This window comes from Geodermatophilus obscurus, from assembly GCF_900143215.1.
GTDB lineage: Bacteria > Actinomycetota > Actinomycetes > Mycobacteriales > Geodermatophilaceae > Geodermatophilus > Geodermatophilus obscurus_A.
This window is the reverse complement of sequence record NZ_FRDM01000052.1, coordinates 1-23,701: the sequence shown is the minus strand read 5'-3', so window position 1 is coordinate 23,701 and position 23,701 is coordinate 1. Positions and strand designations below refer to the sequence as shown.

Here is a 23,701-nt window from a genome sequence, read left to right as displayed (position 1 = left end):
GCCCGACCGGCGATCACCGCACGCCCATCACCAGGAACCATTCCACCGAGCAGGATCACATCAGCTGAAAAAGCTCACCGGCGGATCAAGGCTCAGGCTCCGAGGGGACGCGCGGTGTGTCGAGGTCCCGCCAGACTGGTTCCCCCGCAGCATCGACCGGTGGCATAGCAGCAGTCTTGCTGTCGTGTGGGCGTCAGCCCGTCTGATTTCGCCTGATCATGCAGCGGGGTGTCCCCTAGGGGGGCGCTCAGGGCGACCGGAGCTCAGTCTCAGGTCGACCGGCGGGGAACTTCCAGCATTGCCCGTCGCGACTGACGACGATGACCTCGCCGCTGTCGGTGACGCATGTGCCTTCCGCGCCGTGACGCTGGCCATCCGGTGGCCGCTCAGGAGGGTGCCACGACACCAGGATCTCGTCGTCGCCGATGCGGACCCTCACCTGCTCCATGTCGAGATCTAGCTGCGACAACTCGGGACGTTGCAGCGTCATGGGTTTCCTCGTCACCCCACAGCGCGGCCGATGAGTTCGTGGCTCCCGGCCGGTCCACGCTCGTGACACCCGAGGAAAGGACCCCGCCATGTCGGAGCTTCTCGTCGATTTCATCACCTCCCTCGACGGCTACGCATCGGGAGAGGGATGGCCCGGGTTCTGGGGCCTCGAGGGCCCGGAGTACCTCGCGTGGCTCGGCGAGCAGCCCGAGGTCACCTACCTGATGGGAGCGAACACCTACCGCCTGATGTCGGGCTTCGCCGCCGGCGAGGTCCCGGATGGCCAAGACGAGTTCAGGCCCGAAGAAGAGGCGTCCGTCGACGAGCTCACGCGAGCGTCCAAGGTGGTGTTCTCCTCCTCACTCGAGGAGCCACTGACGTGGGCCAACTCCACGCTCGTCCGCGACGACGCCGTCGAGGCGGTCCGCGCCACGAAGTCGAGTGGCTCGGGGCTCCTCAGCACGATCGGCAGCCTCAGCCTGTGCCGGTCCCTGCTACGAGCCGGACTCGTCGACCGCTTCCGGGTCGGGATCTTCCCGGTGATCACCGGGGCCACGGGCGCAGAACGCATCTACGACGGCTATCCGGACGTCGCCCTCGAGATGATCGAGCACCGCACCTTCGACGGCCGCATCCAGCTGGTCGAGTACAAGCCCCGCGTGCTCGAGCACCCGCCGCTCGGCGCCCCTGCGTGACATCGCCCCGTCCGCCGGTCCGGACGGCCACCCGAACTACAGGCCGCGGTCGACCGGCTTGGTCATGAGACAGCCCAGCGTCTGACCATCTTGCTCGGCGATGATGGCGCCTGTCTCGTCCGCGAGTTCGCGTGAGATCGTGGCGGCTGTCTCGCGACCGATGCGGAAGTGCAAGGGGCGCTGACAGCGCTGTTCGCTCTGAGTCGGACGCCTTCCGGGGACACCCACTGTTGGTACGGCACTGCTAGTACGGCGGGATGTCGAGGTCGGTCCCGAAGCGGGGGACGTGGCTGACCAGCGCCTCGCCGTTGGGCATGGTGATCTCCAGCGCTCCGTCATCGGCCTCGTCGAAGCGCCAGCCGGGCGCCTGGTGCTTGAGCCGGTGGTGGTGCTCGCACAGGCAACACAGGTTGTGGTGCGCGGTCGGCCCGTCAGGCCACTCCCGTTGATGGTCGAGGTCGCAGCCGCGGGCCCGCCTGCGGCAGCCCGGGAAGCGGCAGCGCCGGTCACGCAGCCGCACGAACCGGTCCAGTGCGGCACCCGGGGCGTAGCCGTCGGTCTTCGGCGGCGGGCCGAGGGCTTCCCCGCGGCGGACGCCGGTGGCATCCGTGAGGGCGACCAGGCTGCCCCGCAGCTTGTCCACGATCGCGATGCGCGGCCGGTGCGCCAGGCCGGTACCCGCCATGTCACGGACGCCGATGAGATCGCCCAGGTCGAGAACGGCGCGCAGCTCGCCGTCGGTCCACACCCCGTCCTCGATCGCCTGCCGGGCACCGGCCAGCCCCGCGGCAACGGCCTCCTCGTGCCGGGCTGCCGCCAGGGTCATCCACTCCGACAACGGGCGGTCCCGCACCGGCGTGGCACCTGACTCGGCGCCGTGTGGCGACGCGGGCTCGGCGGGTTGCCGAGCGTCGTCGTCGGTCGGCGCCGGTGGTGGTGTCGATGTGGGTGACGGGGTCGGTGCCCCGCAGTCGGGATCAGGTCCGGCCACGGCGGTCCTGGCACCGCCCGGCTCACCGGACAGGTCGTCGAGGTCGGGCGCCGGACGTGGCAGCAGGCCGAAGGTGCAGGCCAGCTCGCGAACCATCTCCGCGGACACCAGGTGCCCCTCGACCTGCCCGGGCTCGGTGCCACCGAGCATCGTCTCCAGGGTGGCCACCAGGGTCAGTGCGACGGTGACCGGCGGCAGGCCGTGCTCGTCGGGGCGCAGCACCAGGTCGCAGAGCACGTCGGCCATCCGCTGCTGCTTGGTCCGCTCGTCGCCATCGCTCCGCAGCTGCTGGGCGTAGGCCTCCAGCCGCCGGTAGACGGCCGCCGCCGCGGGCATCGGCAGGTCGATGGCCACGGTGCCGGTGCCGTCGCGCCGGTCGTGCAACCACACGCCACGTTCTCGGATCGCGGCCACGAGCTTGCGCCCGGCGGCCTCGGCATCCCGGCGGAGCACGATCCGGCGGGCACAGTCGCCCAGCTGCGGCGGCGTCTTGTCCTCGAGCAGGCCCAGCACGTGCGCCTCGATGTCGACGCGCAGCGCCTCGTCGGCCACCGGCCCGACGGTGTTGATCATCTGCCGCGCGTGCGCCGGGCTCAGCTCACCGCGGGACATCAGCTGCCGGGTCAGCGGCAGCCGCTCGACCAGCACCAGCGCGTCGGTCAGTTGCGCGGTGGCTGCCGGACCGCTGACCCGCAGCGTCGGCGCCACCTCGTCGACCGCCCACTCGCTCACCTCGGTCAACGCCGCCGGCCGGGCCGCCCGGGTGGCCGCCGACATCGCGCCGCGCTCCCCGGGTCGCCGATCGAACAGCGCCGCCGGACGGCAGCGGGCGAACTCGGCCAGCGACGTCGCGACCACAGCCGAGAGGCGGGCGATCTCCCGCGACGCCGCCGCAGCCCGCGCCAGCGGCCGGGCACCCGCGGCCAGCAGCCGGTCCAGCTCGGCAACGCCCCCCTCCGCGAGCTCGACCTCCCAGTCCCGAGCCCAACGCAGCGCCGGGTACACCCCGTCGACGACACACGAGCCAGCCCCCGCCGTCGGCCGCTCCAGCACTGCGGTCAAGCCGCGCTCGACCGACGAGGCACCCTCCCACCCCGGAGGCCTGACAGCGTCGAACACGTGTTCGATGCTATCCGATGAGCAGCTCGCTGACGAGCGGAAAGAGGTTGTGGAGGATGCATGCCCCTGTGGACCGACGGGCCCGTGACCGGCTCGGGTCACTCGGCCGCGCGCGACTCCGCCTCGGCGTCCAGCTCGCCGGCGAAGCGGCGGACCGCCTCGCGCAGCGCGTCCTCGACGTCCCAGCCGCGCTGTTCCGCGGCGGTGACGACGGCCAGCAGCCGCTCCCCCAGCTCCTCGGGGCTTGGAGAGCCGAGTTCGGCCGGCTCTGGCGTGGACAGGCCGGCGCGAGCCGCCCGGCGCACCAGCGCCGCGCCCCACGAGGCCGCGGGTTGCGAGCGCGAGACGCCCTCGGTCGGCGAGCGCCGCTGCTTCTCGGTCTTCTTGATCTCCTCCCAGCCCACCTCGACCTGCGCCACGTCCCGCGGACCGGCGTCGCCGAACACGTGCGGGTGCCGCCGGACCAGCTTGTCGACCAGGTCGCCGGCGACGTCGTCGACGTCGAAGCGCCGGCCGGGGTCGGCCTCGGCGGCCACGCGGGCGTGGAAGACGACCTGCAGCAGCACGTCGCCGAGTTCCTCGCGCATGCCGGCCGGGTCGTCGTCGACGATCGCGTCGTAGGCCTCGTGCGCCTCCTCGAGCAGGTAACCGCGCAGCGAGGCATGCGTCTGCTCGGCGTCCCACGGGCAGCCGCCGGGTGAGCGCAGCACGTCCATCACCCGGACGACGTCGAGCAGCCGGCCGCCCGGCACCGGCGGGGCGGCGACGACCTCCCCGGCGTCCACCTCGACTCCTGCCGGGACGAGGGCGACCACGCTGTCCGGGCGGGCGGCGGCGGCGGCGGCATCCGGGACGTCGTCCACCGGCCGGCCCTCGTCGCGCAGCGCGTCGGCGGCCGCGGCGGCGCCGGGCAGCGCGACGACCGGGCGCCCGCTCGACAGGGCCCGCCAGGCGGCCGGGCCGAACAGGCCGGGGAGGGCGGGGTGGACGACGACGGCGAGCGCGACGGGCACCCGGTCAGTCTCCGGCAGCCGCCGGTGCGGTGCCGCCCGCCTCCTCGAGGATGTCGACGACCCCGCCGTCGGACGGGGCGATCGTGCCGTCCTCGATGACGCCGAAGCGCGGGTTCACCGTGACGTCGATGCCGGCGCTGACGTCGGCGACCAGTTGCTGCACGGCGGCGTCGGACTCGCCCCGGGCGGTCTCCTCCAGCTGCGGACGGGCCTCCTCGAAGCTGGGCACGGCCGGCTCGCCGACGAAGACCACCAGGACGCCGGGCAGGTCGGGCAGCGTGAGCGAGGTGGCCGAGTTCGGCACGGCGGACGCGACCACGTCGGCCAGCGGCGCCGGCACCTGGTCGGGCGCGCGCGTCATCACCTCGGGCAGCGTGGCCGCGCCGGGGTACTGCGCGGCGACCGCGGGATAGGCACCCGGGTCGGCGTTCAGCGCGGCGACCGCGGCGTCGGCGGTGGCCTGGTCGGGGACGTTGACGTAGCCCAACCGGACCTGCGCGAGCGACGGCGCCTGCTCCTGGTACGCCGCGCGCAACTCCTCCTCGCTCAGCCCACCGGCCAGCCCCTGGGCCTCGGCGACCCGCTGGCGCAGCACCTGCTGGCGGACGGTCTCGACGACGTCGGCCCGCGCGACGCCCTGGGCGGCGGCCTGCGCGTAGAGCGCCTCCGGGTCCTCGCCGGCGAGCAGCTCGTCGAGCCGCGCCCGCACGTCGCCGTCGTCCACCGTGACGCCGTAGCGCTGCGCGAACCGGTCGTAGAGCTCGGCCTGCACCAGCCGGTTGAGGACCAGCCGGGTGAACTCGTCCTCGCGCCCCGTGGCGGCCGCGGCCAGTGCCGGGTCCTCGAGGCGGGTGTCGACCGCGGTCGTCAGCTCGTCGACGGTCACCTGCTCGTCGCCGACGTAGGCGGCCACGCCCGGGTCGGTGCGGCAACCGGCCACCCCGGCCAGCGCGACCAGGCCCACGGCCAGCGATGCGGTCAGGCGACGCGTCTGCACGATCGGAGCGTGCCACAGCCGGGGTGGCCGGGAGCGCACCCTGTACCCAACGGGGTGGGCGCCGCTCCCCCACCTGGGGGGGTTCCGTACCGGAGGGGTTCCGTCGCGCGGGACCCGCTGCCACCATCGCCGGATGCCTCTGGCCAGCACCGCTGCGACCTGCGCGGACACCACAGCGGCCGGTGCCGACGTCGCCGTCCGGCTGGTCGACCTGACCGCGCACGACGAGGCGACGGCCCGAGCGGCGAGCGTCCTGACGCCGGCCGAGCTGGCCCGCGCGCGGCGCGGCACACCCGCCGTCCACCGCCGCCGCGTGCTCCTCAGGGCCGCCCTGCGGGTCGCCCTGGCTGCCGAGCTCGGGGTGTCCCCCGGCGCGGTTCCCCTCCGCACCGCCCCGTCCGGCCGTCCCGGTGTGGAGGTGCCCGGCCTGGACGTCAGCTGCTCGGCAGGCGGCGACCTGGGCCTGGTCGCCGTGGGCCGCGACTGCCGCGTCGGGGTCGACATCGAGCAGGTGACACCCTGGACGACGGACGTCCTCGGCGAGCGCTGGCTCAGCCCCGTCGAGCAGTGCGCGCTCACCCGGCTCCCGGCGACGGCCCGCGCCGTCGCCACCGCGCGGGCGTGGACGCAGAAGGAGGCCGTGCTCAAGGCCCGCGGCACCGGCCTGCTCGAGGACCCCCGCACCACGGTGACGCCGATCGGGCAGCAGGCCGGCACGGTGGCCGGCTGGTCGGTCCGCGACGTGCCGGTACCGGAGGGATGGGTGGCCAGCCTGGCGGTCGCCCGGAACGAGGAGAGGACCCGATGACGCTCGCCCCCACGGTTCCGCAGCTCGCCGGGTTCCGCGCCCGCTGCGAGGAGGTGGCCGGCGCCGAACTGCCCACCCCCGGCGCGCTGCACGCCTTCTCCGTGGAGCAGCCCGACCGGTTCTGGCGGACGCTGCTGGAGTGGTCGGAGCTGCCCTGGTGCGGCTCGGCCGACGTCGTCCTGACCGAGGGGGACGTCGAGACCGCCCGCTTCTTCCCCGATGTCCGGCTCAACTACGCCGAGGCGCTGCTGCGGCCGCTGCCCGGCGTGGACGACGACCGGCCCGCAGTCACCTCGGTGCACGCCGACCGCCCGGTGGAACGGCTCAGCCGCGGGCAGCTGCGGGCCGAGGTCCAGCGGACCGCCGGCGTCCTCGCCGGGCTCGGCCTGCGCGCGGGTGACCGCGTGGTGCTCGTCGCGCCCAACACCGCGCGCACCGTGGTCGTGACGCTCGCCGCCGCGGCGCTCGGCGCAGCGGTCGCCACCGCCGTCCCCGACATGGGCGCCGCCGCGCTGCTGGGTCGCTTCGAGCAGGTGGAGCCGGCGCTGCTGGTCCTCGACCGCGCCGGGATGGCCGACGACACCGTTTCCGCGCTGGTGGCCGGGCTGCCCACCGTGCGCCGGCTGCTCGTCCTGGACGACCGGGCCCTGCCGGCGGCCGGGCTCCCGGTCGACCGGCTGGCCGACCTCGACGGGCTCCCCGGACCGGGACCGGTCTGGGAGCGCCGCCCGTTCGACACCCCGCTGTTCGTGATGTTCTCCTCGGGCACCACGGGCCCGCCGAAGGCCATGGTCCACGGCGCCGGCGGCACGCTCCTGGAGCACGTCAAGGAGCACCGCCTGCACGGCGACCTGAGCCCTGCGGACACGCTCTACTTCCACACCACCACCGCCTGGATGATGTGGAACTGGCAGGTGTCCGCCCTCGCCGTCGGTGCGCACGTCGTCCTCTACGACGGTCCGGTCAGCGGGCCGGAGACGCTGTGGCAGCTCGTCGCCGACCACGGGGTGACCGTCTTCGGCACCAGCCCCGCGTACCTGCAGTTGTGCCAGGACGGCGCCTACCGCCCCGCCGACGCCGTCGACCTGAGCCGGCTGCGCGCCGTCCTCTCGACCGGGGCGGTGCTGCACGACTGGCAGTTCGACTGGGTGGCCGAGGCGATCGGTCCCCTGCCGCTGCAGTCGGTCTCCGGGGGCACGGACATCATCGGCTGCTTCGTCCTGGGCTCCCCCGAGCTGCCCGTCCGTCGCGGCCGGTGCCAGGTCCGCAGCCTGGGACTGGACGTCGCCGCGGTGGACGAGGACGGCCGCGAGGTCGTCGGGGCGGTCGGTGAGCTGGTGTGCCGGCGACCGTTCCCGTCCCGCCCGGTCGGCTTCCTGCGCGACCCCGACGGCGCCCGGTTCCACGCCGCCTACTTCGCCGCCCACCCCGGCACGTGGACCCACGGTGACCTCGTCGACTTCGACCCCGACGGGTCGGCGCGGCTGCACGGCCGGTCGGACGGCGTCCTGAACGTCGACGGACTGCGGATCGGGCCGAGCGAGGTCTACACCGCGCTGCGCGGCGTCCCGGAGCTCGCCGACGCGATGGCGGTCGAGCAGCGCGACCCCGACCGCCCGGGCTCCTCCCGCATGGTGCTGCTGGTCGTGCTGCGGCCGGGCGCCCGGTTCGACGACGACCTGGCCCGGGGGATCCGCCGGACGCTGCGGCAGGAGGCCTCCGCGGCGCACGTGCCCTCGGTGGTCGTCGACGTCCCCGAGCTGCCGCTCACCCACAACGGGAAGCGCTCGGAGCGTGCGGCCCGGGACGCGGTCAACGGCGACCCGGTCGTCAACGCCGCGGCCCTGCGCAACCCGGAGTGCCTCGAGGCCATCCGGACGGCCGTCCGGGCGCCGGACGCGGACGTCGCGGCCCCGGTCCACACGGGGCCCGGCACCCCGGACACGGATGTCCTGGAGGACCTCCGTCCCCTCTGGCGCGACGTCCTGGGCGGGTCCCGGACCGGACCGGAGGACGACTTCTTCGACTCGGGCGGCACGTCCCGCCAGGTGATGAGCCTGCTGCGAAGGGTCCGGCTCGAACTCGGCGTCGACGTCCCCCTGCCGGAGTTCCTCGCGGAGCCGACCCTCGCGGGGCTGACCGGCGCCGTCGGCCGGGCACGCTCGGCTGCCGCCCCGGAGGTCCCCCTGCTGCGTGCCGGGCACGGCCGACCGGTGTTCGTCCTCGGCGACGCGTGGGGGCAGCTGAACTCCTACGCCGCGCTGGTGCAGCAGGTGGACACCGAGCGCCCGATCCACGGCATCCGGGTGCCCCTGACGCACGAGGGGCGCCGGCGATCGGTCGTCGAGGTCGCCGAGGACGCCGTGGCACGGCTGCGGCTGGTGCAGCCCTCGGGCCCGTACAGCCTGCTGGGCTACTCCTTCGGCGGCCTCGTGGCCTACGCGATGGCGACCGCGCTGCAGGCAGCGGGCGAACCCGTCGGCTATCTGGGCCTGATCGACGTCCTGCCCCCGCTGGCCGCCCTCACCCCGGCGGAGGCGCGCGCCCGACGGTGGGTCGGCCGCGTGGAGACCGTCCTCTCCGGCGAGGGGCGCGCCGCGCTGACCCGGCGGCTGCGGCTCCCGGCCCGCCACGACTCCGCGGCGACGGAGGACGAGTTCTTCCAGGGTTCCTACGAGGCGGCCAACTGCTGGCGGCCCGCGCCCTACGCCGGTCCGGTCACCTACTACCTCGCCGAGGGTCGCCCGCCGCTCGTCGGCAACTCGCTGGCCGCCTGGCGCCGGGTGGCTCCGCACCTGCTGGTGACCGAGGTGCCCGGCCACCACGGGGACCACAACGACAGCCGCCCGAGTGTCCTCAGCGCGCGGTTCGTCGGCTCGCTGGCCGCGCGGGTCTCCGCGACGCTGCGATGAGGAAGGACCCCTCGCCCCCGCCTCTCGCGAGCTCGCGGCGGAACCCTGCAGGAGGCCGGGGACCCGGGACGGGGCCGCTCCTCGCGGAGGCCTCCGGCCCCCACTCGTCGGGACGACTTCAGGCGGCGACGGGCTGCTCGAGGAGGGCGGCCAGCAGCGACCGCAGGTGGTCCAGCAGCGCCACGTCCCGCAGCGGCGTCCGCCGGTCCGGGCCGAGCGGCACCTTGAGCGAGATGGTGTCGACGGCGGACTTGTAGGTGGCACCGTCGGCCAGCCGGGCCAGCCGCAGCTGCTTGGACTCCGGCAGCGGGACGGGTGAGATCCGGATCGCCCGGCCCTGCATGGACACCTCGGTGATCCCCCACTGCCGGACGGCGGCCCGGAAGCGGGCCACCGCGAGCAGGTTGAGCACCGGGGCCGGCGGGGCGCCGTAGCGGTCGGTGAGCTCGTCGAGCACGGCTTGGGCCTGCTCGTCGGACTGCACCGAGGCCACCTTGCGGTAGGCCTCCATCCGCAGCCGCTCGCCGGGCACGTAGTCGTGCGGCAGGTGGGCGTCGACCGGCAGGTCCACCCGGACGTCGGCCGGCTCGGTCGGCGGCTCCTCGCCGTTGAGCTGCGCCCGGTAGTCGGTGACCGCCTCGCCGACCAGTCGCACGTACAGGTCGAACCCGACGCCGGCGATGTGCCCGGACTGCTCGCCGCCGAGCAGGTTGCCCGAGCCGCGGATCTCCAGGTCCTTCATCGCCACCGCCATGCCGGCACCGAGGTCGGTGTTGTGCGCGATGGTGGTCAGCCGGTCGACCGAGGTTTCGGTCAGCGGCCGCGAGGGGTCGTAGGTGAAGTAGGCGTAGGCCCGCTCCCGCCCGCGGCCGACCCGCCCGCGGATCTGGTGCAGCTGGGAGAGGCCGAAGGTGTCGGCCCGGTCGACGATCAGGGTGTTGGCGTTCGGGATGTCCAGGCCGGACTCGACGATCGTCGTCGCCACCAGGACGTCGTACTCCTTCTCCCAGAAGCCGACCATGATCCGCTCGAGCTCGTGCTCCTTCATCTGCCCGTGACCGACCGCGACGCGGGCCTCGGGGACGAGCTGCCGGATCTTGGCCGCGGCCTTGTCGATCGACTGCACCCGGTTGTGGATGACGAAGACCTGCCCGTCGCGGAGCAGCTCGCGGCGGATGGCGGCCGCCATCTGCTTGTCGTCCCAGGCGCCCACGTAGGTCAGCACGGGGTGCCGCTCCTCGGGCGGGGTGAGGATCGTCGACATCTCGCGGATGCCGGTCAGCGACATCTCCAGCGTGCGGGGGATCGGCGTGGCCGACATCGACAGCACGTCGACCGCCGTCCGCACGCTCTTCAGGTACTCCTTGTGCTCGACGCCGAAGCGCTGCTCCTCGTCGACGATGACCAGGCCGAGGTCCTTGAACCGCGTGGTCGGCTGCAGCAGCCGGTGGGTGCCGACCAGGACGTCGATCTCGCCGGCGGCCAGCTTGCGGATGATCTCGTCGCTCTCGGACTTCGACTGGAACCGCGAGAGCACCGCGACGGTCACCGGGAACTGGGCGAACCGCTCGGCGAAGGTCTTGAAGTGCTGGTTGGCCAGCAGCGTCGTCGGCACCAGGACGGCGACCTGCTTGCCGTCCTGCACCGCCTTGAACGCGGCGCGCACGGCGATCTCGGTCTTCCCGTAGCCGACGTCGCCGCAGATGATCCGGTCCATCGGGACCGGCTGCATCATGTCGGCCTTGACCTCGTCGATCGCGCCGAGCTGGTCGGGCGTCTCCTGGAACGGGAAGGCGTCCTCCAGCTCGCGCTGCCAGACGGTGTCCGGGCCGTAGGCGTGTCCCTTGGTCGCCATCCGCGCCGAGTACAGCCGGATGAGCTCCGCGGCGATCTGCTTGACCGCCCGGCGCGCCTGGCCCTTGGTCTTCTGCCAGTCCGCGCCGCCGAGCTTGGACAGCGCCGGGGCCTCGCCGCCGACGTAGCGGGTCAGCTGGTCGAGGGCGTCGGTGGGCACGAAGAGCCGGTCCGGCGGCTGGTTCCGCTTCGACGGCGCGTACTCGACGATCAGGTAGTCGCGCTGACCGCCGTTGACGGTGCGGCTGACCATCTCGACGTAGCGGCCGATGCCGTGGTGCTCGTGGACGACCAGGTCGCCGGGCTGCAGCTGCACCAGGTCGACGGCGTTGCGGCGGCGCGCGGGCATCTTTCCCGCGTCGCGCATCGTCGTCCCGCGCTGGCCGGTGAGGTCGTGCTCGGTGAGCAGCGCCAGGCCGACGCCGGGGAAGGCGAAGCCGGACTCCAGGTTGCCCTGCGTGACGTGGGTGAGCCGCGGGTCCGGCGCGCCGGCGACGTCGGGCACCAGCCGGGTGCCGAGGTCGGCCTCGGTGAACTGGTCGGCGGCGCGCTGCGCGGGGCCGGGACCGGCGAAGGTCACCACGACCCGCCAGCCCTGCCGGTGCCAGGCGCGCATCCGGTCGATCGCCTGGGCCTGGTCACCGTGGAAACGCTCGACGGTCGTCGCGTCGAGGGGGACGTGGGTGTCGTCCTCCTCGGTGGCCAGGGTGAAGGCGCCCGTCGTCCACCACGGCAGGCCGCGACCGCGGGCGGCGGCCTCGATCTCCGCCAGGGCGCGGAAGGAGGACGCACCGAGGTCGATCGGTGCCTCCCCCGCCTCCGCCGCCGTGGCCCAGGACGCGGCGAGGAACTCATCGGCGGTGCGCACCAGGTCCGCGGCACGGCTGCGCACCCGCTCGGGGTCGCACACCAGCACGTGCGTGCCCGCCGGCACCAGGTCGGTGAGGAGCTGGAGGTCCCCCTCGATGAGCGCCGGGGTCAGCGATTCCATGCCCTCCACGGCGATCCCCTCGGCCAGCTTGCCGAGGATCGCCAGCAGGCCGGGGTGCTCGGCCGCCAGCGCGGCCGCCCGCTCCCGGACGCGGTCGGTGAGCAGCAGCTCGCGGCACGGCGGCGCCCACAGCCGATCCGGGCGCTCGTCGAGCGAGCGCTGGTCAGCGGCGGAGAAGTAGCGCAGCTCGTCGACCTCGTCGCCCCAGAACTCGACGCGGACCGGGTGCGGCTCGGTGGGCGGGAAGACGTCGAGCAGGCCGCCGCGGACGGCGAACTCGCCGCGCTTCTCGACCAGCTCCACGCGGGTGTAGGCGGCGTCCGCGAGCGCGCGGGCGACGTCGTCGAGCTCGGCGGTGTCGCCCGGCTCCAGCTCGACCGGGACGAGGTCGCCCAGACCCGGGGCCAGCGGCTGCAGCACGCTGCGCACCGGCGCCACCAGGACGTCGATCGTGCCGTTGGCGCCGGGGTGGGTCAGGTCGCGCAGCACCGCCAGCCGCCGGCCGACGGTGTCCGCGCGCGGGGAGAGCCGCTCGTGCGGCAGCGTCTCCCAGGCCGGGAACACCTCGGTGCGCCGGTCGGGGAGGAAGCACCGCAGCTGGTCGGCGACCGCGTCGGCGTCCCGCTCCCCCGCCGTCAGGACGAGGACGGGCACGCCGGCGCCGCCCCGTGGTGTGGCGAGGGCCGCGGCGACCAGCGGCTGCACGGACGGCGGTGCGGTGACCGCCAGCTCCGCGTTCCCCGCGGCGGCCACGACGCGGGCCATCCCGGGGTCGGTGAGGACGACGTCGAGCACGCCGCGGAGGGTCACGAAGAGGTCTCCTGAGGTCGGGTGGCCGCGCACGGCGCGCCGGGTGCGCGGGGGGCCGGACCTCCAGGTTAGACGAAGGACCCCGCTGCCCCCACGGCTCGCGAGCTCGCCGCGGGCCCCTGCAGCAGGGCCGCATCAGGAGGTCAGGGCCTCCCGGCGCCGGGCCCGGCCGGCGAGCGCGTCGAGCGCGCGGCGCAGCTGGGTGCTCGAGGTGTGCATCGTGTACGGGAAGTAGTGCACGCGGACGCCCACCGCGGCGAAGTCGCGCTCCAGCCGGTCGCCCTTGGGCGTGCCCCGCCAGTCGTCGCCCTTGAAGATCACGTCGAACCCGACCTCGCGCCAGGTGTTGATCTTGTCGGGCACCGTCTCGGCGTGGACGGAGTCGACGCAGCGAAGGTTGCCGACGATCTCCATCCGCTCGGCGAGCGGGACGACCGGCGCCCGGCCCTTGGTCAGCAGCAGCACCTCGTCGGACACCACCCCGGCGACGAGGTGGTCGCAGTGCTCTGCCGCGCGCCGCAGGACGTTCAGGTGGCCGATGTGGAACAGGTCGTAGGCGCCTGGTGCATAGCCGATCACCGTCATCGTGCTTCCCCCCGGGGATGGTCGGACCGGCCCACGCTAACGGGGTTCCGGTCACACTGAGTCACGAGAACGGGTGCGCTCACCCGAAGGGGCGAGACGCTGGGCGGCCGACCACCGGGTCGACGTCACCCTGGGTGAAGGTCGTCTCCGCGGCGGACGGCTCGCGGACCAGCGTGGCCACGACCGCGACGGCCTGGCGCACCTCGGTGTCGGCCTGCTCGTACGCCGCCCGGTCCCGGCCGTAGGGGTCCTCGATGTCGTCGTGGACGCCGGCGACCCGGCGGGCCCGGAACCGGGGCGCCGCCGCGGTCAGGCCGGCCAGCCGCCGGCCGGGCGACGCGGCCGCGAGCGGTCCGGCCCAGGACGCCAGCAGCGCGAGGTCGGCGAACTCCCGCAGCGTGAAGCTCCGCCGCACCGTGGCCGGCGCGAGGTCGACCGCGGCCGCCCGCTGGGCACGGGTCATGGTGAGGACGAGGTCCGCCCGCCGCAGCAGGTCCGGGTCGACCTGCCGCGCGGTGAAGCCGGCGAGCGGGATCCCCGCGGCCTCGGCCATGGCCGGCCAGACGGGCTCATCGGTGCGCGCCCGCAGGCCGGCGCTGCTGATCGCGACGTCGGCGTCCGGCCCCAGCTGGAACCGCAGGTGCGCCTCGGCGACCGGCGAGCGGCAGATGTTCGCCGTGCACAGGACCAGGACGGCGAAGTCCCGGCCGGCTCCCGACCCGCCCGTCACAGCTGCCCGATCCGACCCGCCGGCACGGGGACGGCCGGCAGCTCACCCACCCGGGCAGGCGGCTGGGCCTCCGCGGCGTAGCCGTAGACGTCCTCGTCCCGGCGGACCTGGTTGAGCACGACGCCCAGCACCGTGCCGCCGACCTGGGCCAGCGAGCGCAGTGTCTCGGTGAGCTGCGGCCGGCGTACCCGGGTGGCGTTGGCGAGGACGAGCAGGCCGTCCACCGAGCGGGACAGGATGGCGGCGTCGGCCACCGGGAGCACCGGGGCGGTATCGAGGACGACGTGGTCGTACTCGTCGCGCAACCGCTCCAGCAGCCGGCGCATGGCAGGCGACCCGAGCAGCTCGCTGGGGTTGGGCGGGACGGGACCCGACGCGAGCACGTGCAGCCCCTCGGTCCCCCAGTCCTGGACGAGGTCGGCCACGGTGGCGCGCCCGAGCAGGACCGTGGTGAGGCCGGCGGCCGCCTCCAGCCCGAGGCGGTCGGCGATCGCCGGGCGTCGCAGGTCGGCGTCGACCAGGAGCACCCGGGCGCCCGTCTCGGCGAGCGCCGCGGCGAGGTTGACCGCGACCGTGGACTTGCCCTCACCCGGCCGGGACGAGGTGACCGCCAGCACCCGCGCGCCGCCCTGGTCCTCGTCCTGCACGCCGACGAACTGCAGGTTCGTCCGCAGGTGCCGGAAGGCCTCGGCGGCCACGCTGTGCGAGTCGGTCTCGACGACGGCGCCCGGTGCCGACCGGGGAGACCGTGCCGGGATCGCGCCCACGACAGGGACACCGGTGAGCTCCGCGACCACCCCGGCGTCCCGCACGCGGTTGTCCAGGAGGTCACGCACGAGGGCCGCGGCGCAGCCGGCGAGCAGACCGGCCAGCACGCCGACCGCGAGGTTGAGCGAGGTCCTCGGGGAGACCGGCGCCGTCGGGACGTCGGCCGAGGCGACGGTGGTGGCGCGGACCGCTCGCGAGCCGTCCTCACCCGCCGGGGAGAGCTGCTCGACGGTGCGCTCCAGCTGGTCGGCCACGGCGTCGGCGATCGCGGCCGCGCGGGCCGGCGAGGGGTCGGTGGCGGCGATGCGGACCACGACCGTCTCCGGCACCACGGTCGCCGTGACCCGGCCGGCCAGGGAGCGGGCGTCCGCGGACACCCCGGCGCGCTCGCCGGCCGGCCCGAGCACCGTCGGCGTCCCGGCGAGCAGCGCGAAGGAGGAGACCTGGCTCTGCAGGTAGTTCGAGCCCTGCGCGAGGTCGCCGGCAGAGTCCCCGTACTCGAGGGCGAAGAACAGGCTCGCCTCCGCCGTGTAGAGGCGGGTCGCTGCCGCGGAGCCGGCACCGGCGACCGTCAGCCCGACGAGGACGCTCACCAGCAGCCACGAGGACCTGCGGCGGAGCACCCCGAGGAAGGCGGACAGGGTCATCGGTTCTCCTCCACAGCGCGGGTCGTGACGGACTGCCGTCGCGGCAGAAGCTACGCAGTGGTCGGGCCCTCCCCGAGCGTCCTCACCCCGACGGGGGAGGTCCGCGGACGGCGCCGGTCCGCAGCCGGGGCGGACCCCCAGACTGGCCCGGTGACCACGCCGGGGCTGCTCCGTGACCGGTCCCGGACCGGGCCGACGCCGCAGCCGTCGTCCGGACGCCTGAGCCGGCCGAGCACCGCGCTCGGTGCGGTCCTGGTCCTCGTCACGTTCGTGCCGACCTCACGGGTCTCCGGCACGGTGGCCTGGGCCCTGCTCGGCCTGGCCGTCCTCGCCCTCCTCGCCTGCGCGGGTCTGCACGCGCCCCGGCTCCGCTGGTCGGCTCCCGCGGTCCTCCTCCTGGCGGTCGGGGCCGCCGCGACGCTCTCCACGGTGCAGCACGGGACGCTTCCCGACCTCCTGCGCGGCGCGCTCACGACCGTGCTGCTGGCCGGCTGCTGCCTGCTCGCCGCGCACTGCACGCCGGCCGACAGGGACGTCGTCGTCGCCGTCGTGATCGCCCTCGCGCTGGCCCAGCTGGCGTTCGCCGCCGCCAGCGCCTTCCTCGGGCTGCCCGCGCCGTGGGGCCTGCTGGGCGAGGCCGGCTCGGTCTTCGGCTCCAACGAGCTGCTGCCCGCGGTGGGGGGCCGGACCACCGGGACGATGGCCCACCCCATCCCCTTCGGGACGCTGATGGCGGCGGCCGCGGCGCTCGCGGCGACCGCGCGCCGGCTGCGGCCGGTTCCCCGCCTGGTCCTCACGGCGGCCTGCGCGTCCGGCGTGCTGCTGTCCGGGAGCCGCAGCGCCGCCCTCGTCCTGCTGGCCGGCCTGCTCGCCGGGCTGCTGTGGCCGGGCGCGACGAGGACGGGCGCGGCCGGCCGCGTCGTCGTCCTCCTCGCCGCGGGGGTGGCGGTCCTGGTCAGCGACGTCCCCGCCCACCCCGCCCTCACGTCCCTCGAGGGGACGGGATCGCTCACCCACCGGCTGGGTGCCCTCGAGGCGGTGGGCCGGCTGCTCGGCCGCCCGCTGCCGGAGACGCTCTTCGGCAGCGGCGAGGGCTCCCTGCTCACGCTCTACGCCGACGGGCTGCTCCAGCGGGACGGGTTCTTCGCCGTGGACAACCAGCTCGTCACCACCTTCGCGCTCTCCGGGCTGGTCGGCGTCCTCTGCCTCGTGGCGGCGGTCGGGGTGGGACTGCTCCGCGGCGACCGCAGCACCCGCGCCGGTGCCCTCGTCGTCGTGCTGATGTTCGCGTCCTTCGACACGCTCGAGTGGACGTCGACCGCGGTGCTCCTCGCCGTCCTGGTCGCCCTGGGGGCGGCGCGGGCGCCGGACGAGGACCGGCCCGGCCCGGCCTGACCGGGGCGGGACGGTCAGGCCGGAGCGGCGGACAGCCAGGCGTCGGCGTCGAGCCGCCCGTCGGTCCGTGGCAGGTCGGCCAGGACCGACTCCGGCGGACGGCGCCGGTCCAGGGCCCGGACGACCGCGCCGGCCACCGCGAGGGCGGGCGCGCCCGGGGGGAGCACGTCGTGCCCGTGCTCGGTGAGCCAGCGCGCCAGGCCGGTCTCGTCGGTCGTGACCACCGAGCAGCCGTGGGCCAGCGCCTCGACGATCGGCAGCCCGACCTGTTCGCGCCAGGTGGGCGTCCGCTGCGACAGCAGGACGAGCACCGCCGACTCGCGCAGCAGCTCGTGCACCCGCGCCCGCGGCGGCCCCACCACGAGCTCGACGCTCGCCTCGCGGGCGGCCACGTCCGCGACCTGCGGCTGCAGCGGCCCCGAGCCGACGACGGCCAGCCGGGCGTCGGGCCGGCGCGCGACGACCTCCGGCCACGCGTCCAGCAGCTGCGACACGCCCTTGCGGTCGGTCAGCGCGCCGAGGAACAGCACCCGCCCGTCCCGGAAGCCGGTTCCCGGAGGGCAGTCGCACGGCGACGACAGCGCCGGGACGAGCGCCCGTCGCACCCCGGCCAGCTCCGGGCCGAGCAGGGAGTCGTAGAGCGCCTCGGCGGCCGCCGTCCCGAAGGCGACGCGGTCCAGGTGCCGGGCGACGTACCGGCCGGCGGCCCGGTCCAGCGCCGTCCGGACCCGGGCGCGCACGGTCGGGGGGCGGCCCGGGCCGAAGGGGTCCCGGTTCTCGATCGCGTAGGCGGTCAGGAACAGCTCCCGGCGGCGCAGCCGGGCAGCTGCGCGGGCGACGGCGACCAGCGCCGCCGTCCGCGCCACGCTCGGACGCATCAGCGGCTCGTTGACCTCCACGGAGGTGAGCCCGGACCGGAGGACCGTCACCGCCGAGCCGAGCAGACCACCCTGGTGGAGGTCCAGCCCCTCGGCGAGCGCGGGGTCGAAGTCGTAGCGGTGCCGGCGGTAGAGGATGCTCGCCGGCGCCAGCCGGTGGGCGCGCTCCAGGTGCGCGCTGCGCACGGTGTCGTACACGCGCGCACGCCTGTGCAACGTGGGACGCACAGCGTGTGAGCATAGGTGCGGCCCACCGCCGGAGGGCGCCACCCGGAGGGCTCGGTCGCGGGCGCGGCCGAGAGGAGACGCTGACCGTGGACCGACCGCTGCGGGTCCTGCAGTCCTTCCCGGAGCCCCGGCCGACGACCAACCCCTACCTCGTGATGCTCCGGCAGGCGCTCGACGAGGTGCCCGGGCTGCAGGTCGGGACGTTCACCTGGCGACGCGCCCTGGCCGGCCGGTACGACGTGCTGCACGTGCACTGGCCGGAGATCCTGGTCAGCGGACGCGGTCGTCTGCGCACGGCGGCCCGTCAGGTCCTCTTCGCCGTCCTGCTGCTGCGGCTGCGCCTGCGCCGCACGGCCGTCGTCCGGACGGTGCACAACCTGCGCCCCCACCAGGAGCGGTCCGGGGTCGCCGCCTGGCTGCTCCGGCAGGCCGAGCGGCGGACCACCGCACACGTCCGGCTCAACGACCGCACGCCCGCGACCGAGGGCGTCCCGGGCGTGACCGTCGCGCACGGCCACTACCGGGGGTGGTTCGAGCGCCACCCGCACCGGGACCCGCGACCGGGCTCCCTCGTGTTCGCGGGGCTCATCCGCCCCTACAAGGACGTGCCCGGTCTGGTCGCGGCGTTCCGCACTGCCGCGGCGGACGACCCGGGGCTGACGCTGCACGTCGCCGGTGCGCCGGACTCGGCGGAGACCGCGGCCGAGGTGCGCGACGCCGCCGGCGACGGCGACCGCGTCCGGCTGACGCTGCGCCACCTGGACGACGCCGAGCTCGTCGCCGCCGTGACGGAGGCGGAGCTCGTCGTCCTGCCCTACCGGGACATGCACAACTCCGGGGCCGCCCTGCTGGCCCTGTCCCTCGACCGGCCCCTGCTCGTCCCCGACAACGCGGTCACCGCGGAGCTCGCCGCGGAGGTCGGCCCCGGCTGGGTCCGCCGCTACGGGGGCGAGCTGACCGCCGAGACGTTGCGACGGGCCCTCGCCGGGGCGCGGGACGAGCGCCGGGCGCCGCGCCCGGACCTGTCCCGGCGGGAGTGGGACGGGGCGGCCGCGGCCCACGTCGCCGTCTACCGGCAGGCCCGGGACCGGGCGCGCCGGTAGCCGTCCGTTCAGGCCGCGTGGACCCGCCGGGGCCGCACATCGCGCCGGTACTCGCGGTAGACCATCCCCCCGACCGCGGCGAGCATGCCCGAGCCCCGGGCCGCCGTCCGGAGACCGCGGGCCGCGTGGGAGTCGGCCCGCGTGAGGACGCCGAGCGCCCAGCGGGCCGCACCCCCGGCGAGCCGGAGCGAGCCGCGGACTCCCGCCCGGGTGCGCGCCGCCGTCCGCCCGGCAGCCCCCGGCGCCAGGACGATGTCGACCCGGGACGAGGAGTTGCCCGAGCGGAAGGCCCGGCGGAGCACCCACTGCCGGGTCAGCCGCTCGGCGGGCACCTGGTCGGTCACGACGGCCTCGTCGCACCACACGAGCAGTCCGCCCTCGGCGACCAGTCGGCGGGTGAACAGGGTGTCGCTGCCCCCGCTCAGCCCGAACCGCTCGTCGAAGCGCAGTTCGCGGCTCCGGACGAAGGACAGGTCGAGCAGCAGGTTGTTGGTCGCGGCGACGTCGATCGGCGTGCCGGTGGGCAGCCGCCGCCGACGGAAGAAGTCGCCGGCGGCGACCCAGGCGTCCAGCTCGCCGGGGAGGTCGGAGACCACGGCGCCGGCCACCGCGTGGGCGCCGGTCCGCCGCCGGGTGGCGAGCAGGTGCTCCAGCCAGCGGTCGTGGGGACGCTCGTCGTCGTCGATGAAGACGAGCAGGTCCGACCCGTGCGCCTCGGCGATCGCCCGGTTGCGGGCGGCGGCGATGCCCGGGGTGGGCTCGACGACGCAGCGCACCGTCTCCGACGCCCACGGCCGCACCACGTCCCGGGCGCTCGCGTCGGCGTCGTTGTCCACGACGAGGACCTCGACGGCGTACCCCAGCTCCCGCACGTCCGCCGCCTGCCGGACGAGCATCGGCAGCACGGCGGCGAGGTCGTGTGGCCTCCGGAACGTCAGCACGCCGATGGTGACCGTTCCTGCGCTGGTGGGGTGCTGGGCTGTCACGTCTTCTCCTGGTCGACCACGATGGCGGCGATCTCGGACCGGTAGCGGTGGACGTCGTACCGGCCCCGGGCCCGTCCGGCGTCGGCGAGGGCGGTCTGCGCGTACGCCGGCCACGAGCCGGCCACCCGCTCGACGGCATCGGCCCAGGCGGCCGCGTCCCCCGGCGGCACGGCCTGCGCCGACCCGAACCCGTGCACGGCCTCCCGCAACCCGCTCGTGGCGCTCACCACCACCGGCCGGGCGGCGAGCACCGCCTCGACGGCGGTGTTGCCGAACGGCTCGTCCTGCAGCGAGGGGACGAGGACCACGTCGGAGGAGCCGAGGACGCCCCACACGTCGGGGACGAAGCCGATCAGCCGGACGGCGTCGTCGACCCCGAGGGTGGTCGCCGTCGCGCGCAGTTCGGCCTCGTACCACTCGTAGCCGGGGAAGACCGATCCCGCCAGCGTCAGCTCGGCGTCGCACCCCCGGGCCCGGAGCTCCGCCAGCGCGGCCAGGGCGACGTGCGGCCCCTTGCGCGGCGACAGGCGGCCGACGTAGAGCAGCCGGAGCCTGCCGGGGACCTCCGGGCGGGCCGCCGTTCCGCGGGGCGGGCCGGCCACCCCGTTGTAGACGACGGTCGAGCGGCGCCCGGCTCCCCGGGCGAGGGTGCGCGGTAGCGAGCCGAGGAGGACCTCGCGGCTGTACCGGCTGTTGACCACGATCCGGTCGGCCAGCAGGACCGGGAGGGCGAGCAGGAGCCGCAGCAGCCGCGGCGCGGTTCCCTCGGCCTCGTGGACGTGCGTGACCACCCGCCGTCCGAGCAGCCGGGCGAGCGGCGCCCAGAGCGGGATGACCTGGGTGCTCACGTACACACCGGCCGCGCCCCGCCGCCGGATCAGGCGCACGGCGGGGACCGTTCCCCGGACCACGTCGCGCAGCAGCGTCGCCGCACCACGCGGCGACAGCGCCGACTTGCGCAGCACGGGCATGGGGCAGGGGACGACCTCGGCCCCGAGCTCCTCGAGGACCTCTCCCAGGGGCCCCGCTGCGGGCAGCGCCACGGTGACCCGGTGCCCTCGGCCGACCAGCCCGGCGACCGACTCGGCCAGCATCCGGTCCGAGCCGTAGAGCTCGGCGCCGGGGTGCACCACGAGGACGGGTCCGGCCGCGTCGGCGCACGGACGGCGGAGCAGGGCCGCGAGGACGTGCCGGAGACCCTCCGCGCTGCCCCGGACGGCGGCGAGCGCGAGGCCGGGCTGCCGCAGGAGCGGGCGGCGGCCGCCGCGCAGCAGGACGTCGCGGGTCGCCCCCGGCGTCCGCCACGCCCACGCGAGCACCCGGCGCCGGGAGAGGTGGCGGGCGGCGAAGAGCAGCCGGTTGCGGCAGTTGTAGCGGTGGTAGACGGCCGACTTGGCCCGCCCCGCCCCGGCGGCCTGCGTGCCGCCGACGTCGTGGTGGGCGACCAGGTCCTCGCGCACGACGAGCTCTCCCCCGGCTGCCAGGCAGCGCGCGCTGAGGTCGACGTCCTCCCAGTAGAGGAAGTAGTCCTCGTCGAAGCCGCCCAGCCGGTCCCACAGGTCGCGGTGCACGGCGAGACAGGCCCCGGTGATCCACGGCTGCGTGCGTGCGGGCGGGCGGTGCAGCGCGGCCGGGCCGCCTCGGCGGGTGGCGCCGTCGGCCAGGTCGAGCAGCGCCCCGTCGAACCAGACGGTGCCGTCCGGCCTGAGCACGCGGGGCGAGACGAGCGCGGAGGGACGGCGCAGGCTCTCCCGGCGCAGCTCGTCGACGACCTCCGCGGTCGCCGTGGCGTCGGGGTTGAGCACCAGGAAGCACACGCAGCCGGCCTCGCGGGCGGCCGCCACCCCGGCGTTGACCGCGCTGCCGAAGCCGCGGTTGTCCGGGAGCAGCACCGCCTGCCAGCCGTGTGCCGCGGCCAGGGCGCGCACGGCGTCGGCCTCGGCGTCGCTGGTGTGGTTGTCGACCAGGACGACGTGCACGGGCACCCCGGTGAGGTCGACCCGCCCCAGGTTCTCGGCGACGAGGGAGGCGGAGCCGTAGTTCACGACGACGATGCCGAGACGCCCGTCGGCGTCCTCCCGGCTCACCGTGCGGCCTCCGCGCCCCCGCTCGCCGCAGCGCGGAGCCGCCGGCGGACGTGGGAGGCGTTGGCCAGGCACTGGAAGACCCCGACGCCGACGACCGAGCCGACCACCGGGCCGGCCGCTCCCAGTGGCCCCGCCAGCCACCACGACAGGCCGACGTTCACCGGCAGCATCAGCACGACCATCACGGCCTGGAAGCGCAGGCCCGCCGCGTCGGTCATGGCCATGCCCAGCGGGTACTTGAGGCCCTGCAGGCACATGAGGACGACGAAGGCGGCCACGAGCGGGCCCCCGAGTGCGATCCCCCCGCCAGAGGCGAGGTCGGCCAGGAGCGGGGAGGCCAGCGCCACCACGCCGGCCATCGCCGCCGCTGCGGCCGCGAACACCCAGGCCGTGGCGAACGGGGAGACCGGCCGCCCCGAGGCCCGCGCCCGCGCGAACGACGACCAGAGGGTGATGCCTCCGGCACTGACGACCGCCCAGACCGGTGTGAACATCTGCGCGGCGAGGTTGTACTCCGCCAGCGCGGAGGTGCCGGCCCGGTGGCTGAGGACGATCCGGTCGGTCTGCATCGCCAGCGGCAGGGCGAGCATCTGCACCAGCATCGGCCAGGCCAGGTGCACGACCCGGTCACCGCGCACGGTCCGCAGCCGGAACGCGTCCCGCACCGCCCGCCCGACGACCGGGTCGAGGGAGGCAGCGGCGACGGCGGTCAGCGCGACGGACAGCGCCAGGGTCACCGCGTAGGCCACCACGGCGACCGCGGGGCCCGCGGCGACGTCCCACCACACGAGCAGGGCGACGATCCCGAGGACCAGCGGCGTCTGCGAGCCGAGGACGACGACGGACAGGTGGTTGCGGCCGAGACCGGCGAGGATCCGCTGGCCGATCCCGACCGGCATCGACGCGGCGATCAGCAGGAGGCACACCGTGGCGACCGCCGGGCCGGACCCCGGCAGCAGCCCCTCCCCCAGCAGGACCGGCCAGAGCCCCGTGGCCGAGAGGACGACGGCGACCGCGGCCAGGGCCGTCGCCGAGCCGACGAGGACACGGACGGCCGTGACCAGGACCCGGTGGACCCGGGGGTCGGAGGACGGGTCGGCGCTGGCGGCGACGGCGTTCATCACCGCCGCCGACATCCCGAGGTCGGCGAACGGCAGCAGGGCACCGATCGCCACCAGCAGTCCGTACTGGGCGAACGCGGCCTCGCCGTAGGTGTCGATCACCAGGCGGGTCAGCACGATGCCGAGGAGCGCGGACACCGGCAGCACCGCGACCTTGGCGCCGACGCTGCGCGCCACGCCCGCCCAGTGGCTGGGCGGTCCGCTGTCCACCGCCGGCGGCGGGGCCGTGGACACGCTCATCGGCGGGTTCCTCTCAGCGGGCCGGGCAGACACGGATCAGCCCCGTCCCGGGCACTCCTCGGGGGAGGCGGGACGGGGCTGATCCACCATGTCAGCCGCGCGGGCCGTTGCCGCCGGTCGCGACCAGCTCCGTCACCCCGCGGGGTGAGCCGCCGGGGTGGTGCCGGCGGGGCCGGCCCACACGTCGTCGACGCGGACGGTGACCGGCGCGGTCGCCGTGCCCGACAGGAACCCGGCCACCCCGATCCCGCCGG

Annotated in this window: 17 protein-coding genes; 5 read left to right on the top strand and 12 right to left on the bottom strand. The window is 75.4% G+C overall.

Annotated features, from left to right (window positions below; translation table 11 throughout):
- Nucleotides 1–247: 247 nt before the first annotated feature.
- The gene (locus tag BUB17_RS23250) at nucleotides 248–490 is read right to left on the bottom strand and encodes a hypothetical protein (RefSeq protein ID WP_072921027.1); all 243 of its coding nucleotides are present in this window, start codon (nucleotides 488–490) and stop codon (nucleotides 248–250) included.
- Nucleotides 491–578: 88 nt separating this feature from the next.
- Here BUB17_RS23250 and BUB17_RS23245 point away from each other — a divergent pair, with 88 nt between their 5' ends.
- Nucleotides 579–1,184: a dihydrofolate reductase family protein gene (locus BUB17_RS23245; protein ID WP_072921026.1), complete on the top strand. Its 606-nt coding sequence runs from the start codon at nucleotides 579–581 to the stop codon at nucleotides 1,182–1,184.
- A 244-nt stretch (nucleotides 1,185–1,428) separates the two neighbouring features.
- Here BUB17_RS23245 and BUB17_RS23240 read toward each other — a convergent pair whose 3' ends face one another.
- From BUB17_RS23240 to BUB17_RS23230, 3 genes are all read right to left on the bottom strand, one after another.
- The gene (locus BUB17_RS23240; RefSeq protein WP_244277444.1) at nucleotides 1,429–3,228 is read right to left on the bottom strand and encodes an HNH endonuclease signature motif containing protein; all 1,800 of its coding nucleotides are present in this window, start codon (nucleotides 3,226–3,228) and stop codon (nucleotides 1,429–1,431) included.
- A gap of 164 nt (nucleotides 3,229–3,392) precedes the next feature.
- On the bottom strand, nucleotides 3,393–4,307 hold the full coding sequence (locus tag BUB17_RS23235) for a nucleoside triphosphate pyrophosphohydrolase (protein ID WP_083606562.1): 915 nt from the start codon (nucleotides 4,305–4,307) through the stop codon (nucleotides 3,393–3,395).
- Between the two features lie 4 nt (nucleotides 4,308–4,311).
- Complete coding sequence (locus BUB17_RS23230) at nucleotides 4,312–5,304, bottom strand: SurA N-terminal domain-containing protein (RefSeq protein ID WP_083606563.1); 993 nt, start codon at nucleotides 5,302–5,304, stop codon at nucleotides 4,312–4,314.
- A gap of 133 nt (nucleotides 5,305–5,437) precedes the next feature.
- Here BUB17_RS23230 and BUB17_RS23225 point away from each other — a divergent pair, with 133 nt between their 5' ends.
- Together BUB17_RS23225 and BUB17_RS23220 are read left to right on the top strand one after the other, a co-directional pair.
- Nucleotides 5,438–6,112: a 4'-phosphopantetheinyl transferase family protein gene (locus tag BUB17_RS23225; RefSeq protein WP_072921022.1), complete on the top strand. Its 675-nt coding sequence runs from the start codon at nucleotides 5,438–5,440 to the stop codon at nucleotides 6,110–6,112.
- Nucleotides 6,109–9,024 carry an acetoacetate--CoA ligase gene (locus BUB17_RS23220; RefSeq protein ID WP_072921021.1) on the top strand — a complete coding sequence of 972 codons (2,916 nt, stop codon included), beginning with the start codon at nucleotides 6,109–6,111 and terminating at the stop codon, nucleotides 9,022–9,024. Before BUB17_RS23225 ends, BUB17_RS23220 begins: the two co-directional genes overlap by 4 nt.
- Nucleotides 9,025–9,142: 118 nt before the next feature.
- Here BUB17_RS23220 and mfd read toward each other — a convergent pair whose 3' ends face one another.
- The 4 genes from mfd to BUB17_RS23200 form a co-directional block, all read right to left on the bottom strand.
- A complete protein-coding gene (gene mfd / locus BUB17_RS23215) occupies nucleotides 9,143–12,679 on the bottom strand; it encodes a transcription-repair coupling factor (RefSeq protein WP_208983600.1) in 3,537 nt (1,178 codons plus the stop codon).
- 135 nt (nucleotides 12,680–12,814) lie between these two features.
- A complete protein-coding gene (locus BUB17_RS23210) occupies nucleotides 12,815–13,264 on the bottom strand; it encodes an FAD synthase family protein (RefSeq protein ID WP_072921020.1) in 450 nt (149 codons plus the stop codon).
- A 79-nt stretch (nucleotides 13,265–13,343) separates the two neighbouring features.
- Nucleotides 13,344–13,994, bottom strand: a complete 651-nt coding sequence (locus BUB17_RS23205) for an arsenate reductase/protein-tyrosine-phosphatase family protein (protein WP_072921019.1) — start codon at nucleotides 13,992–13,994, stop codon at nucleotides 13,344–13,346.
- Nucleotides 13,991–15,409 (bottom strand): tyrosine-protein kinase domain-containing protein, encoded by a 1,419-nt coding sequence (locus BUB17_RS23200; protein ID WP_072921018.1) that lies wholly within the window; start codon nucleotides 15,407–15,409, stop codon nucleotides 13,991–13,993. The genes BUB17_RS23205 and BUB17_RS23200 overlap by 4 nt, the downstream gene beginning before the upstream one ends.
- Nucleotides 15,410–15,559: 150 nt before the next feature.
- On the opposite strand from BUB17_RS23200, the gene BUB17_RS23195 reads away from it, so the two are divergent.
- Complete coding sequence (locus tag BUB17_RS23195; protein ID WP_072921017.1) at nucleotides 15,560–16,804, top strand: hypothetical protein; 1,245 nt, start codon at nucleotides 15,560–15,562, stop codon at nucleotides 16,802–16,804.
- Nucleotides 16,805–16,818: 14 nt separating this feature from the next.
- On the opposite strand, the gene BUB17_RS23190 is transcribed toward BUB17_RS23195, so the two are convergent.
- A complete protein-coding gene (locus BUB17_RS23190) occupies nucleotides 16,819–17,880 on the bottom strand; it encodes a glycosyltransferase family 4 protein (RefSeq protein WP_208983598.1) in 1,062 nt (353 codons plus the stop codon).
- 116 nt (nucleotides 17,881–17,996) lie between these two features.
- On the opposite strand from BUB17_RS23190, the gene BUB17_RS23185 reads away from it, so the two are divergent.
- Nucleotides 17,997–19,013 (top strand): glycosyltransferase family protein, encoded by a 1,017-nt coding sequence (locus tag BUB17_RS23185; RefSeq protein WP_208983596.1) that lies wholly within the window; start codon nucleotides 17,997–17,999, stop codon nucleotides 19,011–19,013.
- 8 nt (nucleotides 19,014–19,021) lie between these two features.
- Here the strand turns inward: BUB17_RS23185 and BUB17_RS23180 are convergent, their stop codons facing one another.
- From BUB17_RS23180 to BUB17_RS23165, 3 genes are read right to left on the bottom strand one after another with little or no spacing between them, the layout of a single operon-like run.
- Entirely contained in the window at nucleotides 19,022–19,999 is a 978-nt protein-coding gene (locus BUB17_RS23180; protein WP_072921016.1) for a glycosyltransferase family 2 protein, read from the bottom strand.
- A complete protein-coding gene (locus BUB17_RS25740) occupies nucleotides 19,996–22,086 on the bottom strand; it encodes a glycosyltransferase (RefSeq protein WP_141243169.1) in 2,091 nt (696 codons plus the stop codon). The genes BUB17_RS23180 and BUB17_RS25740 overlap by 4 nt, the downstream gene beginning before the upstream one ends.
- On the bottom strand, nucleotides 22,083–23,447 hold the full coding sequence (locus tag BUB17_RS23165) for a lipopolysaccharide biosynthesis protein (RefSeq protein ID WP_072921015.1): 1,365 nt from the start codon (nucleotides 23,445–23,447) through the stop codon (nucleotides 22,083–22,085). Before BUB17_RS23165 ends, BUB17_RS25740 begins: the two co-directional genes overlap by 4 nt.
- Nucleotides 23,448–23,701 lie beyond the last annotated feature (254 nt).

Excerpts from the sequence above, each read along its gene's own strand:
- BUB17_RS23245 (WP_072921026.1), top strand. The coding sequence starts at position 579 with ATGTCGGAGCTTCTCGTCGATTTCATCACCTCCCTCGACGGCTACGCA.
- BUB17_RS23210 (WP_072921020.1), bottom strand. The coding sequence starts at position 13,264 with ATGACGGTGATCGGCTATGCACCAGGCGCCTACGACCTGTTCCACATC.
- BUB17_RS23200 (WP_072921018.1), bottom strand. The coding sequence starts at position 15,409 with ATGACCCTGTCCGCCTTCCTCGGGGTGCTCCGCCGCAGGTCCTCGTGG.
- BUB17_RS23250 (WP_072921027.1), bottom strand. The coding sequence starts at position 490 with ATGACGCTGCAACGTCCCGAGTTGTCGCAGCTAGATCTCGACATGGAG.
- BUB17_RS23165 (WP_072921015.1), bottom strand. The coding sequence starts at position 23,447 with ATGAGCGTGTCCACGGCCCCGCCGCCGGCGGTGGACAGCGGACCGCCC.
- BUB17_RS23225 (WP_072921022.1), top strand. The coding sequence starts at position 5,438 with ATGCCTCTGGCCAGCACCGCTGCGACCTGCGCGGACACCACAGCGGCC.
- BUB17_RS23220 (WP_072921021.1), top strand. The coding sequence starts at position 6,109 with ATGACGCTCGCCCCCACGGTTCCGCAGCTCGCCGGGTTCCGCGCCCGC.